Below are 17,565 nucleotides of genomic sequence, written 5' to 3' on the forward strand. Positions count from 1 at the left end.
CACCGGAAACCCACCCCTATACTAGCCAAATGGACAGTATTGCCGCCCCTGCCACCCTGGACGATCCGCTCTACTACCTGCGCAACTTCGAGACCGTGCTGCGCTGGGTGAGCGAGTGTCACGGGGACCTGCTTGACGCCGCCGAACGGGCCTTCGTGGGCGGCGTGGCGGCGCTGCCGGTGGCGCCCAGGGCGCTGCTGACGCGCATGGTGATGCGCAGCGGTGAGCTGTTCCGCGCCGACAAACTGCGTTATCCGGAAATCGGTCCGGCCACGCCGGCACTGACGGCGCTGGAAGCGGTGGGCTGGGTACGTCGGGACGGCGACCTGACCCTGGAAGAACTGTTCCGTCTCTACACCAAAGCGGAGCTGGGCCGCGCCCTGGCAGCCCGCCTGGCCGCCGCCGGGCTGGACCGTCACGGCCGCAAGGCGGACTGGCTGGCGGCCCTGGCGGAACCGGCGCCGGCGCCACGCCCGCTGTCGGGCTGGGACCCGGACGGCCACCTGCCGCCGGCCTGGCGGCTCACCGTGATGCCGGTGTGCGAGCGCCTGCGGCTGATGTTCTTCGGCAACCTGCACCAGGACTGGCGCGAGTTCGTGCTCACCGAGCTGGGCACCTTCCGCTATGAACCGGTGGCGCTGGACGCCGCCAGCCGGCCCTACCGCAGCCGCGCCGACCTGGACGCCTGGCTGGACCTGCACGCCTGCCGCGAGCGGTTCGAGGCCGGCGAGCCGGCGGACGCGGTGGCCGCCGATCTGCCCGGCGGCGACACCGGCAACCCCTGGGTGGAAGAGCGCCGCCACAAGCTGCGCTACAAGCTGGCCCGCCAATGGGAGCGGGAAGATCAACTGGAACGGGCCGAAGCCCTGTACGCGCAATGCCAGTACCCGGACGCCCGGGCCCGGCGGCTGCGGGTGCTGGAGCGGCGCGGTGAATACCGGGCGGCGCTGACCCTGGCGGAGCAGGCTGCCGCCGCCCCGGAAAGCGAACAGGAACGGCAGCAGCTGGCCCGCCTGCGCCCGCGACTGCACCGCAAGCTGGGCCTGCCGAAGCCGGTGGTCGCGCCGCCGCCGACCACCGAGGCATGGACCCTGACCCTGCCGGCCAGCGGCTTCGTGGAAGGGGCGGTGGCCGCCCATCTGAGCCGCGACGACGGGCCGGTGTTTTACGTGGAAAACACCCTGTTCACCGGCCTGTTCGGGCTGCTCTGCTGGGACGCGGTGTTCGCGCCTCTGCCCGGCGCCTTCTTCCATCCCTTCCAAAGCGCCCCGGCGGACCTGTACCAGCCGGGGTTCCGGCACCGTCGGCGACGCTGGTTCGACGATGCCTTCGCCGCCCTGGCCGATGACCGGCATCGCGGGCCCATCCTCGACACCTGGCGGCGCAAGTACGGCACCGCCTCGCCCTTCGTGCATTGGGGCGCGCTCTCCGAGCCCTTGCTGACCCTGGCGCTGGAGCGGCTGCCGGCGGCCCATCTGGCCGCCTACGGCGAGCGGCTGCTCGGTGATATCAAGGCCAACCGGGCCGGCCTGCCGGACCTGATCCAGTTCACCCCGGACGGCGGCTACCGCCTGATCGAGGTCAAGGGCCCCGGTGACCGGCTGCAGGACAACCAGCGCCGCTGGCTGGCGTTCTTCGCCGAGCAGGGCATCCCGGCGGCGGTCTGCAAGGTGGAATGGGCGGGGCCATGAGCGAAAGGCCAGCGGAGAGCCATGCGCAAAGGTACACCGTGGCGGTGCGCGCCCTGTGCGAGTTCACCGCCAAGGCCGGCGACCTGGACCTGCGTTTCACGCCGTCGCCCACCGCCCAGGAGGGCATCGCCGGCCACGCCACCGTCACCGGCCGGCGCGGCGAGGGCTACCAGAGCGAGGTGTCGCTCCGCGGCGACCACCGGCATCTGACGGTGCGCGGCCGCGCCGACGGCTACGACCCGGCGCGCCGGCGGCTGGAAGAGATCAAAACCTTTCGCGGCGATCTGGCGCGGCAGCCCGCCAACCACCGCGCCCTGCACTGGGCGCAGCTGAAAGTCTACGGCGCCCTGCTGTGCCGCGAAAAAGGGATCGAGGAGATCGAGCTGGCGCTGGTCTATTTCGACGTGGTAAAGCAGAAGGAAACGCCCCTGCGCGAGACCCACGCCGCCCGCGACCTGGAGGCGTTTTTTCAGGATCAGTGCGAGCGGTTTCTGTTATGGGCGGACCGGGAACTGGCCCATCGCCGGGAGCGGGACGCCTGGCTGGCCACGCTGTCGTTTCCCCATGCGGACTTTCGTCCCGGCCAGCGGGTGCTGGCGGAATCGGTCTATCAGACCGCCTGCACCGGCCGCGCCCTGCTGGCCCAGGCGCCCACCGGCATCGGCAAGACCCTGGGCACCCTGTTCCCGCTGCTGAAGGCGGCGCCGGGGCGCGCCCTGGATAAAGTCTTTTTTCTCAGTGCCAAGACCCCGGGCCGGCGGCTGGCCCTGGACGCCGTGGCCACCCTCAGCGGGCCGGCGTCGCCTGCGCCCGGCGACCCGCCGCTGCGCACCCTGGAACTGATCGCCCGGGAAAAAAGCTGCGAGCACCCGGACCGGGCCTGCCACGGCGAGTCCTGCCCGTTGGCGGCGGGCTTCTACGACCGCCTGCCGGCGGCCCGCGCCGCCGCCGCCGGCGAGCCGATGCTGGACCGGGCGCGGCTGCGCGAGCTGGCCCTGGACCATCAGGTCTGCCCCTACTATCTGAGCCAGGAAATGGCCCGCTGGAGCGACCTGGTGGTGGGCGACTACAACTATTTCTTCGACCTCTCCGCGCTGCTGCACGGCCTGGCCACCGAAAACCAGTGGCGGGTGGCGGTGCTGGCGGACGAGGCCCACAACCTGGTGGACCGGGCCCGGGGCATGTATTCCGCGGAGCTGGACCAGATCGCCTTCCGGGCGGTGAAGAAGCAGGTGCCCAAGCCGCTGAAGGGCGCCTTCGACCGGCTCCACCGGCAGTGGAACGCGCTCAACAAGGACCAGGAGGCGGCGCAGCCGGATCAGGACTACCGGGTGCACGACGACCCGCCCCAGGCCTTTCTGCTGGCCCTGCAGCAACTGCTGGCGGCGGTCAACGATCACATGGCCGAGCACCCGGAACCGCTGGACGGGGACCTGACCCGGTTCTACTTCGACGCGCTGCACTTTTATCGCATCGCCGAACTGTTCGACGACGACGCCTTTCTGTTCGACAGCGAACAGCGAACGCCGGCCCGGGGCCGACCGGGCTCACGGCTGTGCCTGCGCAACGTGGTGCCGGCGGCGCTGCTGGCGCCGCGCTTCGAAAGCGCCGCCGCGGCGGTGCTGTTCTCCGCCACCCTCAGCCCGGCCCGTTATTACGCGGACCTGCTCGGCCTGCCGGAAAGCACCGCCTGGGTGGACGTGCCGTCGCCGTTCCGCGCCGAGCAGCTGCAGGTGCGTATCGCCCGGCGCATCTCCACCCGCTACCGGGACCGGCAGGCGTCCCTGGCGCCCATCGCCACCCTGATCGGCGAGCAGTACCGGCAGCGGCCCGGCAATTACCTGGCGTTTTTCAGCAGTTACGACTATCTGGACCGGGCCCTGGAGGCGTTTCGCCGGCAATGGCCGGACATTCCGGTGTGGGCCCAGGAACGGCGCATGGACGAAACCGCCCGCCAGGCGTTTCTGGACCGCTTTCGTGACGGCGGCGAAGGGGTGGGCTTCGCGGTCCTGGGCGGCGCCTTCTCCGAGGGCATCGATCTGCCCGGCCGGCGACTGATCGGCGCCTTCGTGGCCACCCTGGGCCTGCCCCAGGTGAACCCGGTGAACGAACAGTTCAAGGAACGGCTGGCCGCCCTGTTCGGCGACGGCTACGACTACACCTATCTGTATCCCGGCCTGCGCAAGGTGGTGCAGGCCGCCGGCCGGGTGATCCGCACCGGTGACGATCAGGGCGTCGTGCACCTGATCGACGACCGCTTCGGCCGCCGCCAGGTGCGCGCGCTGCTGCCGGCCTGGTGGCGGGTGGATTAGCGCTCGAACCGGTCCGCCATCGCCAGCAAATCCGGGAACAGGAAATCGTGGTCCTCGGAAAATTGCTTGGCTGGTCCGGTGGGGCCGTATTCCCGCGGGCGTTTGATATAAGCGGTGCGCAGGCCGGCGTCCCGGGCGGCTTCCAGGTCATCCTGGTGGGTGGCCACCATCAAAACCTCCCCTGGCTCGACCTGGAAGGTTTCGGCCACGCCCCGGTACATCGCCGGGTCCGGCTTAAAGGTGCCGAAGGTCTCGGCGGAGAGAATCCGGCTCCAGGCCAGATCCCCGTGCCGGGCCAGATCCTCCAGCAGCGACAGGTTGCCGTTGGACAAGGTGCAGGTGGTAAAGCGCTGTTTGAGCCGGTGCAGCGCCGGCGGACTGTCCGGCCAGGGATCCAGGCGATGCCAGGCCAGATTCAAATGCCGCTTCTGATCGTCGTCGAGGTCATCGATGCCGAACCGTTGCAGTATCTCTTCGAGAATCGAGAAGTGGATGTCGTCGATCAGGGCCCAGGGCGCCTCTCCCGAGACGATGCGGGCCATGGCCGGCTTGTAGCCCTCGCGCCAGGCGAGTGTGAACTGATCGGCGGGCACCGGCAGCCGCAGTGCCCGCACTTCCCGTTCAATGGAGCCGAACCAGTCGACCACCGTCCCGAACACGTCGAAGGACATTACCTTAATGTTCATTGTCTCGTTCCATGGCTGACCCGGTGTCACGGTACCATGGCGCGGGGCGGGGTGCCGCGTCCGGCTTACTGCTTGTCGTACTGGTCGCGCAGGGCCTTGCGGTTGAGCTTGCCCACCGCGGTTTTGGGAATGGCCTCGGTGAAGAGGACCCGCCGCGGCTTCTTATAGGACGCCACCTTCGCCGCCACGAAGGCGATCAGGGTGTCCTCGTCCACGTCCTGATCCGGCTTCAGCGCCACCACGGCGGTCACCGCCTCCACCCATTTGTCGTCCCGCACGCCGATCACGGCGCACTCCGCCACCGCCGGGTGGGCCACCAGCACGTCCTCCACTTCCCGGGGATAAACGTTGTAGCCGCCGGTGATGATCATGTCCGAGGTGCGGTCCTTGAGGTGCAGATAACCCCGTTCGTCGAACGCCGCCACGTCCCGGGTGCGCAGCCAGCCGCCCTCCATGAACATTTCCCGGTTCAAGGCCGGGGCATTGTGGTAGCCGGCCATCATCGATGGCGCGCGTACCGCGATCTCGCCGGGCTCGCCGGCGGGCACGTCCTGCCCGGCCTCGTCCACCAGGCGGATCTCCACATCCAGGGACGGCCGGCCGCAGGCGCCCAGCAACGCGCCTTCGTGGTCCTCCGGGCGCAGCACGGCGATGGTCAGCGGGCACTCGGTCTGGCCGTAGTATTGCCAGAACTTCTCCCGCCCCCACAGCTGCATGGCCTGCTCGATCACCGGCCGGGGCATGGGCGAGGCGCCGTAGATCACCTGACGCAGATGGCTCACGTCCGTGGACATGAAGCGGGGGTGGCCGAGCAGCATCTGCAGCATGGTGGGCACCATGTTCACGGCGGTGATGCGCTCTTTCTCGATGAGCGTCAGGAAGGCGTCCGGATCGAAGCCCGGCATGATCACCGTACGCGCGCCGCGCAACCAGAACGGCAGCACGAACACGCCGGACGCGTGGATCAGGGAGGCGGCGTGCAGCATGGCGTCGTCGCGCTGCACGTTGACCAGATTGAGCAGCACATTGCGGCAGATGCCGGCGTAGGAGGCCTGGGTGTGTTGCGCCGCCTTCAGGGTGCCGGTGGTGCCGGAGGTGAACAGGGTCAGGATCACGTCGTCCGGTTCCACCGCCACCCGCGGCGCGGCCCTGTCGCAGCCGGCGGCGGCGGCCAGCAGATCATCGCCCACCGCGTCGCCGCCGATGCCATGGCAGATCAGCCCGGGGCGGGCGTCGCGCAGGGCCGCCGCCCGTTCCGCCAGATCGGCGCCGTACAGCAGCACCCCGGCGTCGGTCTCCTCCAGCATGCGGGCGTGCTCGTCCAGGGACAGCCGGGCGTTCAGCGGCACCCGGTTAATGCCCGCCTTCACGCAGGCGAAATCCACCGGCACGCTGTACAGGCCGTTGTTGAGCAACAGCGCGACCCGGTCGCCCCGCTGCACGCCCCGTTCGATCAGGGCGTGGGCCAGCTGGTTGCTGAGCGTCTGGGTCTCGCCGAAGGTCAGGCTCCGGTCGCCGAACACGATGGCGGTGCGCTCCGGGTTGTAGCCGGCGCCGCGGTGAATCAGATCCAGATAGGTCGTGGTCATTGCGTCTCTCTCCCGTTATCGTTCTTGTTCATTCGAATTCACCGTGGCGGCCGGCGCCCTTGGCGAAGCGGTCCGCGCCGGCGATGGCTTCCGCGAACACGATCGGATAGCCGCCGGCGCCTTCCCGACGCAGGGCTTCGGCCAGATCGTGGTCCCATTGGCGGTAGGCGGAGGCGCGGTCCGCGTTCATGCATTGTTGCGGGAAGCCGGCGATCTGGCGGGCCAGGGCCTCGGCGGCCTGCACCGCCGTGCCGTCGTCCACCACCCGGTTGGCCAGGCCCATTTGCAGGGCTTCCTCGGCGCCCACCGGGCGGCCGGTCAGGATCATGTCCAGGGCCCGGCCCTGGCCGACGATGCGTGGCAGGCGCACCGTGCCGCCGTCGATCAGCGGTACCCCCCAGCGCCGGCAGAACACGCCGAACACCGCGGAACGTTCCGCCACGCGCAGATCGCACAGCAGCGACAGCTCCAGGCCGCCGGCCACGGCGTGGCCGGACACCGCCGCGATCACCGGCTTGCTCAGCATCATGCGGCTGGGCCCCATGGGCCCGGGACCGGTGCCCTCGGGCTCCACCTCGTTGCGGAGTTCGGGATCGCCCAGGGCCGCCAGATCGGCGCCGGCGCAGAACGTACCGCCGGCACCGGCCAGCACCGCCACCCGCGCCTCCGCATCGGCCTCGAACGCCTCGAAGGCGGCGCGCAGCGCGGTGGCGGTGGGGCGGTCCACCGCATTGCGTTTCTCCGGGCGGTTGATGATGATCGTGCGGACGGCGCCGTCCGTCCGGGTAAGCACGGGAGATGTGGACACAGGGGACTCCTCGCCGGGACCGCCGGGCCCCGGGCTCGTTTGTTACGTTATTTATCTATTGGTGTCAGGCTAAGATATATTTCAGGTGTTGTCCATGACAGACAAAAAGGGAAACTTAGAGCCGGCTTCGTCGGACACCATGCTCAGTGCCACCGACCTGGTGCTGGATTTGCTCTCCACCCACGACCGCCACGAATTGTCGGTGGCCGCCCTCTGCCATGCCGGCGAACTGTGCGGCCTGCGTGCGCAGAACGTGCGGGTGGCATTGAACCGGCTACAACGCCAGCAACGGGTGGTGAGCCCGGAACGCGGCCTGTACCGATTGGATACCGCCACCAGTGGTCTGTTCGGCGAGGTGGAAAGCTGGCTGCGCCGCGAGCAGCGCGTGCAGGATTGGCACGGCGGCTGGGCGGCGGTGCTGGACACCGCCGTGCCACGCCGCGACAAAACCGCCTGGCGCCGCCATGAACGGGCGCTGGCGCTGCGCGGCTTCCGTCCGCTCGGCGACAGCGGACTGCGCCTGCGCCCGGACAACCTGAGCGGCGGCGTGGCGGGCCTGCGCAAGGACCTGGCCCGCCTGGGGCTGGCCGGGGAGGCGCGTGTGTTCGTGGTCACCGAGCTGTCCCCGGCGGACGACAAACAGGCCCGGCGCCTGTGGGACGGCGCCGCGCTCAAGCAGCAATATCGCCGCCTGTCCCGGCAGCTGGCCGCCAGCCACAAAACCCTCTCCCGGCGCCCGGAAGCGGACGCCGCCGCGGAAAGCCTGCGGCTCGGCCGCGCCGCCATCCGTCTGATTCTCCTCGACCCGCTGTTGCCCGACACCCTGATCGACAACCGTCCGCGCCAGGAGCTGGCCGAGCGCATGGGCGCCTACCAGCGGGACGCCAAGGCGATCTGGATGCGGTTGCTGGAGCAGGTTTGAACCCTCGGACGGTCCGGTTCAGGTGACGACGGGGCCGGCCCCGTCAAGGGCTGGCGGTGGCCGGTTCCGCCGGTTTTCGAATCAGGAACACGAGGGCGGCGGCCAGCAGGCAGGCGGCGCCGGCGGCCACGAAGGCCGGGGTGTAGGTGAGCAGCAGGGTGCGCGACAGGCCGGCGCCGTAGGCGGCCAGGGCGCCGCCGAGCTGGTGACCGGCGAAGATCCAGCCGAACAGCATGCCCGCCCGCTGCGGGCCGAAGGCGTGCCCGGCCAGCTTCACCGTGGGCGGCACCGTGGCGATCCAGTCCAGCCCGTAGAACAGGGCGAACAGCGACAGGCCGTACAGCGTGAAATCGGAGAACGGGAGCCAGAACAGGCTCAGTCCGCGCAGGCCGTAGTACCAGCACAGCAGCTTGCGGTTGTCGAAGCGGTCGGAGAGCCAGCCGGACAGAATGGTGCCGACCAGATCAAAGGCGCCCATCAGCGCCAGCACCGAGGCGGCGGGCAGCGGCGACAGGCCGAAGTCGCCACAGAAGGCGATAAAGTGGGTCTGAATCAGTCCGTTGGTGCTCAGGCCGCAGATAAAGAAGGTGCCGAACAGCACCCAGAACACCCGGTTGCGCAGGGCGCCGCGCAGCAGTCGCAGCGGTTCCAGAAAGGACATGGGCGCGCTGGCCGGCGGCGCGCCCACCGGGGTGCCGTCGTCCGGGGCGCCGAAGGGGTGCAGGCCAAGCTGGTGCGGATGGTCGCGCACCAGCAGCCAGACCAGACCGGCCACCGTGGCGCAGCACAGCGCCACCGGCATCAGCGCCCAGCGCCAGCCGGCCTGCTCGATCAGCCAGGTGGCCAAGGGCAGAAACAGCAACTGCCCGGTGGCGACACTGGCGGTGAGCATACCGATTACCAGCCCCCGGTGCCGCTCGAACCAGCGGTTGGCCACCACCGCGCCCAGCACCAGGGCGATCAGCCCGGAGCCCAGCCCCAGCACCACACCCCACAGCAGCACCAGGTGCCAGAGGCGGGTCATTTGCGTGGACAGCGCCAGACCGGCGGCCACCAGCAACAGTGCGCTGGTCATGATGCGGCGCAGCCCGAAGCGCTCGATCAGCATGGCGGAGAACGGCGCCATCAGACCGAACAGCACGAAGCGCAGGGCCAGCGCCGAGGAAATCTGCTCCGTGTTCCAGCCGAATTCGTCGCCCAACGGACGTAAAAAAGCCCCCGGCATGCCCAGCGCCGCCGACGCGGAGAGCATGGTCATAAAGGTGACGCCGGCGATCACCCAGGCGTAATGAACGCCTCGTCGTTGCAAACGGGCAGCCAGGGGGGAAGAGAACATTTACAGGGCTTCCAGCAGGGTGGCCACGCCTTGCCCGCCGCCGATGCATTGGGTGGCGAGGGCATAGCGGCCGTGGTGGCGTTGCAGCAGGGCGGCGGCCTTGCCGGTGATGCGGGCACCGGTGGCGCCCAGCGGGTGGCCGATGGCCATGCCGCCGCCGTCCAGGTTGACGGTGGCCGGGTTCAGGCGCAGCTCGCCGATGCAGGCCAGCGCCTGGGAGGCGAAGGCTTCGTTGATCTCCACCACGTCCAGATCATCGGCGCGCAGACCGGCGCGGGCCAGGGCTTTTTGCGTGGCCGGGATCGGGCCCAGGCCCATCACCGCCGGATCACAGCCGGCGCTGGCCATGGCGAGGATGCGCGCGCTGGGCGCCAGCCGGTAACGGTCGGCGAACGCCTCGCTGGTGACCAGCACCGCCGAGGCGCCGTCGGTGAGCGGCGAGGAAGTGCCGGCGGTCACCACGCCTTCCGGGTCAAAAGCGGGCGGCAGTTTGGCCAGTGCCTCCAGGGACGTGGTGGGGCGGATGCAGCCATCCTCGGTGACCCAGTCCCCGCTGCCGGTCTGGATGCGCACGATTTCGTCGCTGAGCCGGCCCTGTTCCCGGGCGGCGGCCGCTTTTTGGTGGGATTCCAGGGCCATTTGCTCCTGGTCGGCGCGGGGGATCGAATAGCGTTTCGCCACGTTCTCGGCGGTGCGGCCCATGGAAATGTAGGCGTCGGTATGTTCCCGCAGCCAGGGGTTGGGGGAAAAGTTGAACCCGCCCTGGGGCACCATGGTCATGGATTCCACGCCCACGCACAGATAGGCGTCGCCCAGGCCGGCCTCGATCTGCGCGGCGGCGATGTGGATGGCGGACATGGAGGAGCCGCAGAAGCGATTCACGGTCATGCCGCCGACCTGCTCGGGCAGGCCGCTGAGCAGGCCGACGATGCGCGCCAGATTGTTGCCCTGGGCGGCTTCCGGATAGGCACAGCCGAGGATCACATCCTCAAGCAGCGCCGGGTCCAGGTCGGTGCGCGCCAGCAGGCCGCGCACCACCTGGCTGGCCAGGTCGTCCGGGCGCACCGGGGCGAGCCGGCCTTTGTTGGCGAAATGGAACGGAGAACGAGCATAAGCAGCGATCACGGCTTTCATGGTGTGTCTCCCGGTTTTAAGGGACCAGTTTCAGTAACGGGCCGCCGGGCAGCTGACGCAGCCAGGGCAGGCCATTGACCAGGGCGATGCCGATCAGCGCCGCCACCATCACCGCGCACAGCGCCGCCAGATCACCGGGGCGCAACCAGGCCATCAGGCTGCCGCCGGCGATCAGAATGCCCAGGCGCACGGCACTGCCGAGCAGCGGCCAGGTCATGCGTCCGGCGCCCTGGCTGGCGAAGTACAGAGCCAGACCCACGCCCAGGAAGCCGTAGGCCGGGGCCACGGTGCGCAGGTAGAGGGCGCCGGTGGCGATGGCTTCGGCGTCGTCGGTGAACAGCCGCAGCCAGGGTTCGGGAAAGAAGGCGGCGGTCAGGCCCACCGCCTCGGTGGCGATAAAGGCCACCGCCGCGCCGGTCCAGGCGATGCGCCGGGCGCGGTGGGCCTGGCCGGCGCCCAGGTTCATGCCGACCATGGCCACCAGGGCGGTGCCGAAGCCGAACACGATGGGAATCTGCAGGTACTCGATACGAATGCCCAGCCCGAAGCCGGCCAGCGCCTCCATGCTGGTGCGCGCCACGAAGAAGGTGGCGGCCATCACGCACAGGTTGGAGAGCACCGTGTTCAGCGACGACCACAGGCCGACGCCGAGAATGGCGGCGAACAGGTCGCGCCGAAGGGCCACGCCCCGGCGCAGGCGCACGCCGCCATGGCCGCGTACCAGCACGGCCAGCAGGATCAGGGTGGCGACCAGGTAGTAAATCGCCAGCGCCAGACCGGCGCCGACGATGCCCAGCGCCGGCAACGGGCCGACGCCGAAGATCAGCGCCGGCGACAGCACCAGCAGACCGGGCACGCCACCGGTGAGCACCCAGGCCGGGGCGCGCATATTGCCGGCGCCGCGCAGCACCGCCGACAGGCCGTTCATCAACCACAGAAAGGTGACACCGGAGAACAGCGCGGTGGAGTAGGCCACCGCCGCGTCCAGGGCGGCGCCTTCGCCGCCGAGCAGGGCGTACAGCGGACGCGCGAACAGGATCACCAGGGCCGAACAGAGCAGGCCCAGAACGGTGGCGATCACCGCCGCGTGCAGCGCCAGGGCGTCGGCGCGCTCGTGGTCACCGGCGCCCAGGGCGCGGGCGATGGCCGAGGAGATGCCGCCGCCGATGCCGCCGGCGGACATCATCATCATCAACATCACCAACGGAAACACCAGGGCGGCGCCGGCCAGGGCGTCCACCCCCAGCAGACCCACGTAGTAGCTTTCCAGAAAGTTGGCGGTGGCCTGGGCCAGCATCACCACCAGATTGGGGGCGGCCAGGGCCAGCAGGGTGGCCAGCACCGGGCCGTGCAGAATGCGCTGGGTGCGTGCCGGCGCGCGGGCGCCGGCCGGGGCGGTGGCGGCCTGGCTCATGGCGTGTGCCTCAGAGAAGGATCAGGGTGGAGGTGGCGCTGGCGTACAGCTTGCCGGCGGCGTCGGTGAGCCGGGCTTCGGCGAACGCCAGCCGCCGGCCCTTGGTGACCACCTTGCCTTCGGCGCGCACCGGGCCGGTGTCCTTGGTTATGGCCCGGTGGTAGGCCACTTTCAGTTCGGCGGTGCTGTAGCCCTGGCCGGCGTCCAGGGTGGAGTGCACCGCGCAGCCGCAGGCGGAATCCAGCAGGGTGGCGGCGTAACCGCCGTGCACGGTGCCGATGGGGTTGTAGACCTTTTCCGTGGGCCGACCTTCGAACACCACCCGGCCTTCTTCCAGTTCCACCAAAGCGAATTCCATGGTGTGGCCGATGCCCCGGTGGGTGTCGCTTTGAAGCGCATGCTGCAGGGCCTGCAGGCCGGTCATGTCGGAGAGCGTGGTCATGGCGATTCCTTTAAATGGGGGCAGGGTTTGGGCGCGGTGGTGCCGGGCAGTTCGGCGTGCACCGCGTCGAGGATTTCCCGGGACAGGGCGTCGTCGTCCACCGCCCGGGCCAGGATCAGGCCGCCGACCATGGCGGCGGTGGCGGCCACCGCCTTGCGGCGGCGCAGGGCCGCCCGGCGGCCGGGCAGCGCGCCGTCGATCAGATCGATAAAGCGGCGCACGCTGCGGGTGAAGGCGCCACGCACCGGCGGGCTCTGGCGGGTTGCCTCGCCGGCCAGGGCGGCCAGCACGCAGCCGTCGCCCGGGTGGTCCCGGTGGCGCCGGGACAGATAGCGGCCGGCGAGGGCGTCCATGGAGGGCCCTTCATCGCTGGCGAGCAGTTTCCGCCAGCGCTTTCCGGTGACGCCGATGGCGTGCTCACAGGCCTCCGCCATCAGTTGGTCCTTGGACTCGAAGTGGCCGTAAAAGCCACCGTGGGTGAGGCCGGCGTTGTTCATCAGTTCGGCCACGCCGATGCCGTCGAAGCCCCGTTCGCGGAACAGGCGGGCGGCCTGTTCGACGATGCGTTCACGGTTGGCGGCGGCCTGTTCCTTGCTGACGCGCATGATGGGCTCCTGGTTAAATGACGGTCGTCATGTATTTATTGATGATGATCATCATCCAAATTGCGGGCGCGGGCAAGGGGCGATTCGGACATCCGCCGGGGTGGGAAGCGACAGGGGGGCGGCGCGCAATCGTGCATAAATAGGCGCAAGCGCTGGCCGGCGGCTTTCCTTTTTCCAGGGAAAGCCGTTCAATAGAGCGCGATCGGCCTTCGGTTGGGAACCTTGAAAGGAGAGACCATGCAAAACGCGGACGTGGGCAAACTGGTGTTGCGCCTTGCCCTGGGGATCATGATTCTGCTGCACGGCATTTTTAAGCTGCAGCATGGCGTCGGCGGCATCGCCGGCATGTTGCAGGGCGTGGGCCTGCCCGGCTTTCTCGCCTATGGCGTGTTCATCGGGGAGGTGATCGCGCCGATCATGGTGATCATCGGTTACCAGACCCGCATCGGCGCGGCGATCATCGTCGGCAATATGCTGGTGGCGATCGCGCTGGCGCACATGGGGCAGGTGTTTGCCCTGGGCGGCAACGGCGGCTGGGCCATTGAACTGCAGGGCATGTACCTGTTTACCGCCGTGGCGCTGTGCTTCCTGGGCGCCGGTCGGTACGCGATGAAGAACTAGCTACAAGCCTCAAGCTACAAGCTATGAGCCGGCAGTGCCTGCTTGAAGCTTGTAGCTTGCGGCTGCCCCTCTAAAGCGACCCCTGCATCATATTCTTGGTGCTCACCTGACCGTTCAGCGTCCAGAAATCATACAGAATCCCCAGGCCGAACAGGCCGGCGGTGAACAGATAGAGAATGCCGGTGATCCACTTGCCCAGGTAGAAGCGGTGCAGACCGAAGATGCCCAGGAAAGTCAGCAGAATCCAGGCGATGTTGTAGTCCGTGGGCCCGGAGCGGTAACGCAGATCCGCGTCCCGGTCCATGCCCGGGATCAGGAACAGGTCGATGATCCAGCCGATAAAGAACAGACCCAGGGTAAAGAACCAGATGGTGCCGGTGATCTGGCGACCGTAATAGAAACGGTGCGCGCCCATGAAGCCGAAGATCCACAGACAGTAGCCGATGATCTTGCTGTGGGTGTCCCGATACATGAATAACCTCTCCTTGAGTTAAACCGTGGGGCCTTGAGTGAAACCCTGGGGCCTGGCGTTAAACCACGGGCCGGGTGGATCTCAGAGATCCACTTTGATGGCCGCGATCACTTTGTTCGCTTTCACGCGCGCTTGTTCCACGCTGTCCGCCCGGGCCAGGCCCACGCCCAGCCGGCGGCTGCCGCTCACTTCCGGCTTGCCGAACAGGCGCAGGTCGGTGTCCGGCTGGGCCAGCGCCTCTTCCAGACCACCGTAGCGCATGTTCCTGGAGTCGCCCTTGACCAGCAGCACGGACGACGCGCTGGGGCCGCGCTGCTCGATCAGCGGCACCGGCAGGCCCAGGATCGCCCGGGCGTGCAGCGCGAACTCGGACAGATCCTGGGACATCAGTGTCACCAGGCCGGTGTCGTGGGGACGCGGCGAAACCTCACTGAACCACACCTGATCGCCCTTGATGAACAGCTCCACGCCGAACAGGCCGCGCCCGCCCAGAGCGTCGGTGATCGCGCGGGCCTGGCGCTCGGCCTCCACCAGGGCGGCGTCGTTCATCGGCTGCGGCTGCCAGGACTCCCGGTAGTCGCCGTCTTCCTGGCGGTGGCCGATGGGCGCGCAGAAACTGGTGCCGCCCACGTGACGCACGGTGAGCAGGGTGATCTCGTACTCGAATTCCACGAAACCTTCCACGATCACCCGGCCCTGGCCGGCACGGCCGCCGGACTGGGCGTAGTCCCAGGCGGCGTCGATGTCGTGCTCGGTTTTCACCAGGCTCTGGCCCTTGCCGGAGGAGGACATCACCGGCTTGATCACGCACGGCAGACCCACTTCCTTCACCGCCGCCAGATATTCGTCCTTGTCGCCGGCGAAGCGGTAGGGCGAGGTGGGCAGGCCCAGTTCCTCGGCGGCCAGCCGGCGGATGCCTTCCCGGTTCATGGTCAGGCGGGCGGCGCGGGCGGTGGGCACCACATGGAAGCCTTCCTCCTCGAGCTTGATCAGCTCATCGGTGGCGATGGCCTCGATCTCGGGCACGATGTAGTGGGGTTTTTCCCGCTCCACCACGGCGCGCACCGCTTCGGCGTCGAGCATATTGATCACATGGCGGCGGTGGGCCACCTGCATGGCCGGGGCATTGTCGTAACGGTCCACGGCGATCACCTCGCAGCCCAGTCGGGTCAGCTCGATGGTGACTTCCTTGCCCAGTTCCCCGGAGCCCAGCAGCAATACACGGGTGGCGCCGTCGGCGTAGGGGGTGCCCAGAGTCGTCATGGTGGCGGCTCCTCAATGTCGCGAAGGGTCGCCGCGGGCGCGCGGCGGGTGAGGGACGATTGTAGCGGAAAGCGGGCGACAAGCGGCAAGCTCTCGAGCCGCTGGAGGGCCGGCTTTAGCCGCGAAAGCGCGAAAGCGCTTTGATCGCGGCTGAAGCCGCTCCTACTATGGCCCTCGTTGAACGAGGAAACCAATTCATGGGCGACGACGAGTATTGGATGGACCGGGCGTTGGCGCTGGCGGAGCGGGCCGGGGCCGAGGGCGAGGTGCCGGTGGGGGCGCTGGTGGTGCGCGACGGCCAGCTACTGGGAGAGGGCTGGAACCGGCCCATCGGCGCCCACGACCCCACCGGCCATGCCGAGGTCAATGCGCTGCGTGATGCCGCCGCCCGCCAGGGCAATTACCGGCTGCCCGGCGCCACCCTGTACGTGACCATCGAGCCCTGCACCATGTGTTTCGGCGCCCTGATGCACGCCCGCATCGCGCGTCTGGTGTACGGCGCCCGGGAGCCCCGCGCCGGCGTCTGCGAGAGCCAGCTGGGCCTGCCGGAGCGGACCTTCTACAACCATCGGGTGGAGGTGGTGAGCGGCGTGGCGGCGGAACGGGCCGCCGGGTTGCTGCGGGATTTCTTCCGGGAGCGGCGGGTCCGGGACGCGGATCGCGGGCCAGATCGCGGCTAAAGCGGAACGCCGCCGGGTCGCTCCTGCCGGGGCGGCGGGCGCATATCGCGGCTGAAGCCGCTCCTACGGTGGAAAGGAGGCGGTAGGAGCGGCTTCAGCCGCGATATTCCTTGGGGATTATTCGCTGGCCGCCACCAGGGTCTGGCCGTGCCGCTCGGAATTGTCGGCGCGCACCAGCAGGTCGTAGTAATGGCGGATGTGGCGCACGTACACCGCCGCCTGGCCGCCGGGGGCGGCGCCGTACCGCAGCTGGTTCACGTAGGCCGGGTGGTCGAGCAGGGTCAGGCGGGTTTTCACGTCCGCCCAGCGGTCCGGGTCGCCGCCCTGGCGCTGGGTCAGCACGCGGGCGTCTTCCAGGTGGCCCATGCCCATGTTGTAGGCGGCCAGGGCCATCCAGGTGCGGTCCGGTTCCTGGATGCGGTCCGGCACCCGGTCGTGCAGCTGGCGCAGGTAGCCGGCGCCGGCGCGGATGCTCTGGGCCGGGTCGGTGCGGTCGCTGACGCCCATTTCCCGGGCGGTGCGGGTGGTCAGCATCATCAGGCCCTCGACCCCGGTGGGGGAGATGGCCTGGGCGTCCCACAGGGATTCCTGGTAGGCCATGGCGGCCAGCAGACGCCAGTCGAACCCGGCGCTGTCGGCGGCCTGACGGAAGTCCGCGGTGTAGTTGGGCAGGCGGTCGTCCAGATGGCGGATGAAACTGCGCGCGGAGTACAGATCCATCTGCTCCATCTGCCCATAGAAGCGCTGGGCCAGGCGCTCGGCGGTGCCGTCCGCCTTTACCTGGGTCAGGTAGCGCTGGGCCGCCAGATAGAGGGTGCGGTCGCCGCCGTCGTTGAACGCCCAGGCCAGCCCCTGATCCCGGTTCAGGGTGAAGCCGGAGGCCAGGTCCGGGAACAGGGCCCGGTGCATGGCGTAGGCGTTGGAGTTGACCAGGCCGTAATCCGCCTCGCCCTGTTCCAGCAGGGTCAGCACCTGCTCGGCGGAGCCTTTTTCCACCACCTTGAAGTCCAGGTCCGGGTGTTCGGCGCGGGCCCGGGCGAGCATCTCGGCGTGGCGGCTGCCGGCGCGCAGCACCACGGTCTTGCCGGCCAGGTCGGCGAGGGCGGTGGGTCGGGCGCTGCCCAGCCGGTACATCACCAGGGTGTCGACGATCTGATAGGGGGTGCTGTAGCGCAGGCCCTGGCTGCCGTCCTCGCCGGCCAGCAGGGCGGCGGCGGCCAGGTCGGCGCGGCCACCGCGCACCGCCTTGCGCAGGGCGGCAGTGCTGTCCACCTTGAGCAGGGTCAGCTCCACGCCCAGGCGCTCGGCGAAGCCCTTGGCCAGTTCGTACTCCATGCCGGTGAGGCCGTTGGAGTCCCGGTAGACGGTGGTCAGGGAGGGGCGCGTGGCCACGACGAGCTCGCCCCGCGCCTGGATGCGTTCCAGGGCGGTGGGGGCGGGGCGCAGAGCCATGGTGGCCGCCACGATCACCAGCAGGGCGAGCGGGGCCAGCAAATGCCTGGCCAGACTGTGGCGACCCCCTTGGAAAAGAGAGGGTTTAAGCAGTGTGGTCATGCCGTGCAGGGTCTCCGGTTGTGATCCCAATCACGT

The 17,565-nt window shown here is 69.0% G+C and carries 16 protein-coding genes; 5 read left to right on the plus strand and 11 right to left on the minus strand.

What is annotated here, in order from left to right; all coding sequences use genetic code 11:
• Positions 1-29 precede the first annotated feature (29 nt).
• Both IM760_RS04090 and IM760_RS04095 read left to right on the plus strand, forming a co-directional pair.
• Positions 30-1,691, plus strand: a complete 1,662-nt coding sequence (locus IM760_RS04090; RefSeq protein ID WP_204427252.1) for a VRR-NUC domain-containing protein — start codon at positions 30-32, stop codon at positions 1,689-1,691.
• Complete coding sequence (locus tag IM760_RS04095; protein WP_204427253.1) at positions 1,688-4,003, plus strand: ATP-dependent DNA helicase; 2,316 nt, start codon at positions 1,688-1,690, stop codon at positions 4,001-4,003. The genes IM760_RS04090 and IM760_RS04095 overlap by 4 nt, the downstream gene beginning before the upstream one ends.
• On the opposite strand, the gene IM760_RS04100 is transcribed toward IM760_RS04095, so the two are convergent.
• The 3 genes from IM760_RS04100 to IM760_RS04110 all read right to left on the minus strand — a co-directional run bounded on the left by IM760_RS04100 (position 4,000) and on the right by IM760_RS04110 (position 7,086).
• Positions 4,000-4,689 carry a haloacid dehalogenase type II gene (locus IM760_RS04100; RefSeq protein ID WP_204427254.1) on the minus strand — a complete coding sequence of 230 codons (690 nt, stop codon included), beginning with the start codon at positions 4,687-4,689 and terminating at the stop codon, positions 4,000-4,002. The genes IM760_RS04095 and IM760_RS04100 overlap by 4 nt on opposite strands.
• Before the next feature lie 65 nt (positions 4,690-4,754).
• Positions 4,755-6,278, minus strand: a complete 1,524-nt coding sequence (locus IM760_RS04105; protein WP_204427255.1) for an AMP-binding protein — start codon at positions 6,276-6,278, stop codon at positions 4,755-4,757.
• A 28-nt stretch (positions 6,279-6,306) separates the two neighbouring features.
• The gene (locus IM760_RS04110) at positions 6,307-7,086 is read right to left on the minus strand and encodes a crotonase/enoyl-CoA hydratase family protein (RefSeq protein ID WP_204427256.1); all 780 of its coding nucleotides are present in this window, start codon (positions 7,084-7,086) and stop codon (positions 6,307-6,309) included.
• Positions 7,087-7,225: 139 nt separating this feature from the next.
• Here IM760_RS04110 and IM760_RS04115 point away from each other — a divergent pair, with 139 nt between their 5' ends.
• Positions 7,226-8,008, plus strand: coding sequence for a PaaX family transcriptional regulator C-terminal domain-containing protein (locus tag IM760_RS04115; protein WP_204427257.1), 783 nt, complete (start codon positions 7,226-7,228; stop codon positions 8,006-8,008).
• A gap of 43 nt (positions 8,009-8,051) precedes the next feature.
• Here IM760_RS04115 and IM760_RS04120 read toward each other — a convergent pair whose 3' ends face one another.
• From IM760_RS04120 to IM760_RS04140, 5 genes are read right to left on the minus strand one after another with little or no spacing between them, the layout of a single operon-like run.
• Positions 8,052-9,344 (minus strand): MFS transporter, encoded by a 1,293-nt coding sequence (locus IM760_RS04120; RefSeq protein ID WP_204427258.1) that lies wholly within the window; start codon positions 9,342-9,344, stop codon positions 8,052-8,054.
• Complete coding sequence (locus IM760_RS04125) at positions 9,345-10,478, minus strand: thiolase family protein (protein WP_204427259.1); 1,134 nt, start codon at positions 10,476-10,478, stop codon at positions 9,345-9,347.
• A 16-nt stretch (positions 10,479-10,494) separates the two neighbouring features.
• Positions 10,495-11,892, minus strand: coding sequence for an MATE family efflux transporter (locus IM760_RS04130; RefSeq protein ID WP_204427260.1), 1,398 nt, complete (start codon positions 11,890-11,892; stop codon positions 10,495-10,497).
• Between the two features lie 10 nt (positions 11,893-11,902).
• Positions 11,903-12,334: a PaaI family thioesterase gene (locus IM760_RS04135; protein WP_204427261.1), complete on the minus strand. Its 432-nt coding sequence runs from the start codon at positions 12,332-12,334 to the stop codon at positions 11,903-11,905.
• A complete protein-coding gene (locus IM760_RS04140; RefSeq protein WP_204427262.1) occupies positions 12,331-12,939 on the minus strand; it encodes a TetR/AcrR family transcriptional regulator in 609 nt (202 codons plus the stop codon). Before IM760_RS04140 ends, IM760_RS04135 begins: the two co-directional genes overlap by 4 nt.
• Positions 12,940-13,176: 237 nt before the next feature.
• Here IM760_RS04140 and IM760_RS04145 point away from each other — a divergent pair, with 237 nt between their 5' ends.
• Entirely contained in the window at positions 13,177-13,560 is a 384-nt protein-coding gene (locus IM760_RS04145) for a DoxX family protein (RefSeq protein WP_204427263.1), read from the plus strand.
• Positions 13,561-13,630: 70 nt separating this feature from the next.
• On the opposite strand, the gene IM760_RS04150 is transcribed toward IM760_RS04145, so the two are convergent.
• Complete coding sequence (locus tag IM760_RS04150) at positions 13,631-14,032, minus strand: NINE protein (RefSeq protein ID WP_204427264.1); 402 nt, start codon at positions 14,030-14,032, stop codon at positions 13,631-13,633.
• An 81-nt stretch (positions 14,033-14,113) separates the two neighbouring features.
• Entirely contained in the window at positions 14,114-15,295 is a 1,182-nt protein-coding gene (gene purT / locus IM760_RS04155) for a formate-dependent phosphoribosylglycinamide formyltransferase (RefSeq protein ID WP_204427265.1), read from the minus strand.
• Between the two features lie 197 nt (positions 15,296-15,492).
• Here purT and tadA point away from each other — a divergent pair, with 197 nt between their 5' ends.
• Positions 15,493-15,975, plus strand: a complete 483-nt coding sequence (tadA, locus tag IM760_RS04160; protein ID WP_204427266.1) for a tRNA adenosine(34) deaminase TadA — start codon at positions 15,493-15,495, stop codon at positions 15,973-15,975.
• A 117-nt stretch (positions 15,976-16,092) separates the two neighbouring features.
• Here tadA and mltF read toward each other — a convergent pair whose 3' ends face one another.
• Complete coding sequence (gene mltF, locus IM760_RS04165; RefSeq protein WP_204427267.1) at positions 16,093-17,529, minus strand: membrane-bound lytic murein transglycosylase MltF; 1,437 nt, start codon at positions 17,527-17,529, stop codon at positions 16,093-16,095.
• Between the last annotated feature and the right edge of the window lie 36 nt (positions 17,530-17,565).

This window comes from Alloalcanivorax marinus (assembly GCF_016906305.1).
GTDB lineage: Bacteria > Pseudomonadota > Gammaproteobacteria > Pseudomonadales > Alcanivoracaceae > Alloalcanivorax > Alloalcanivorax marinus.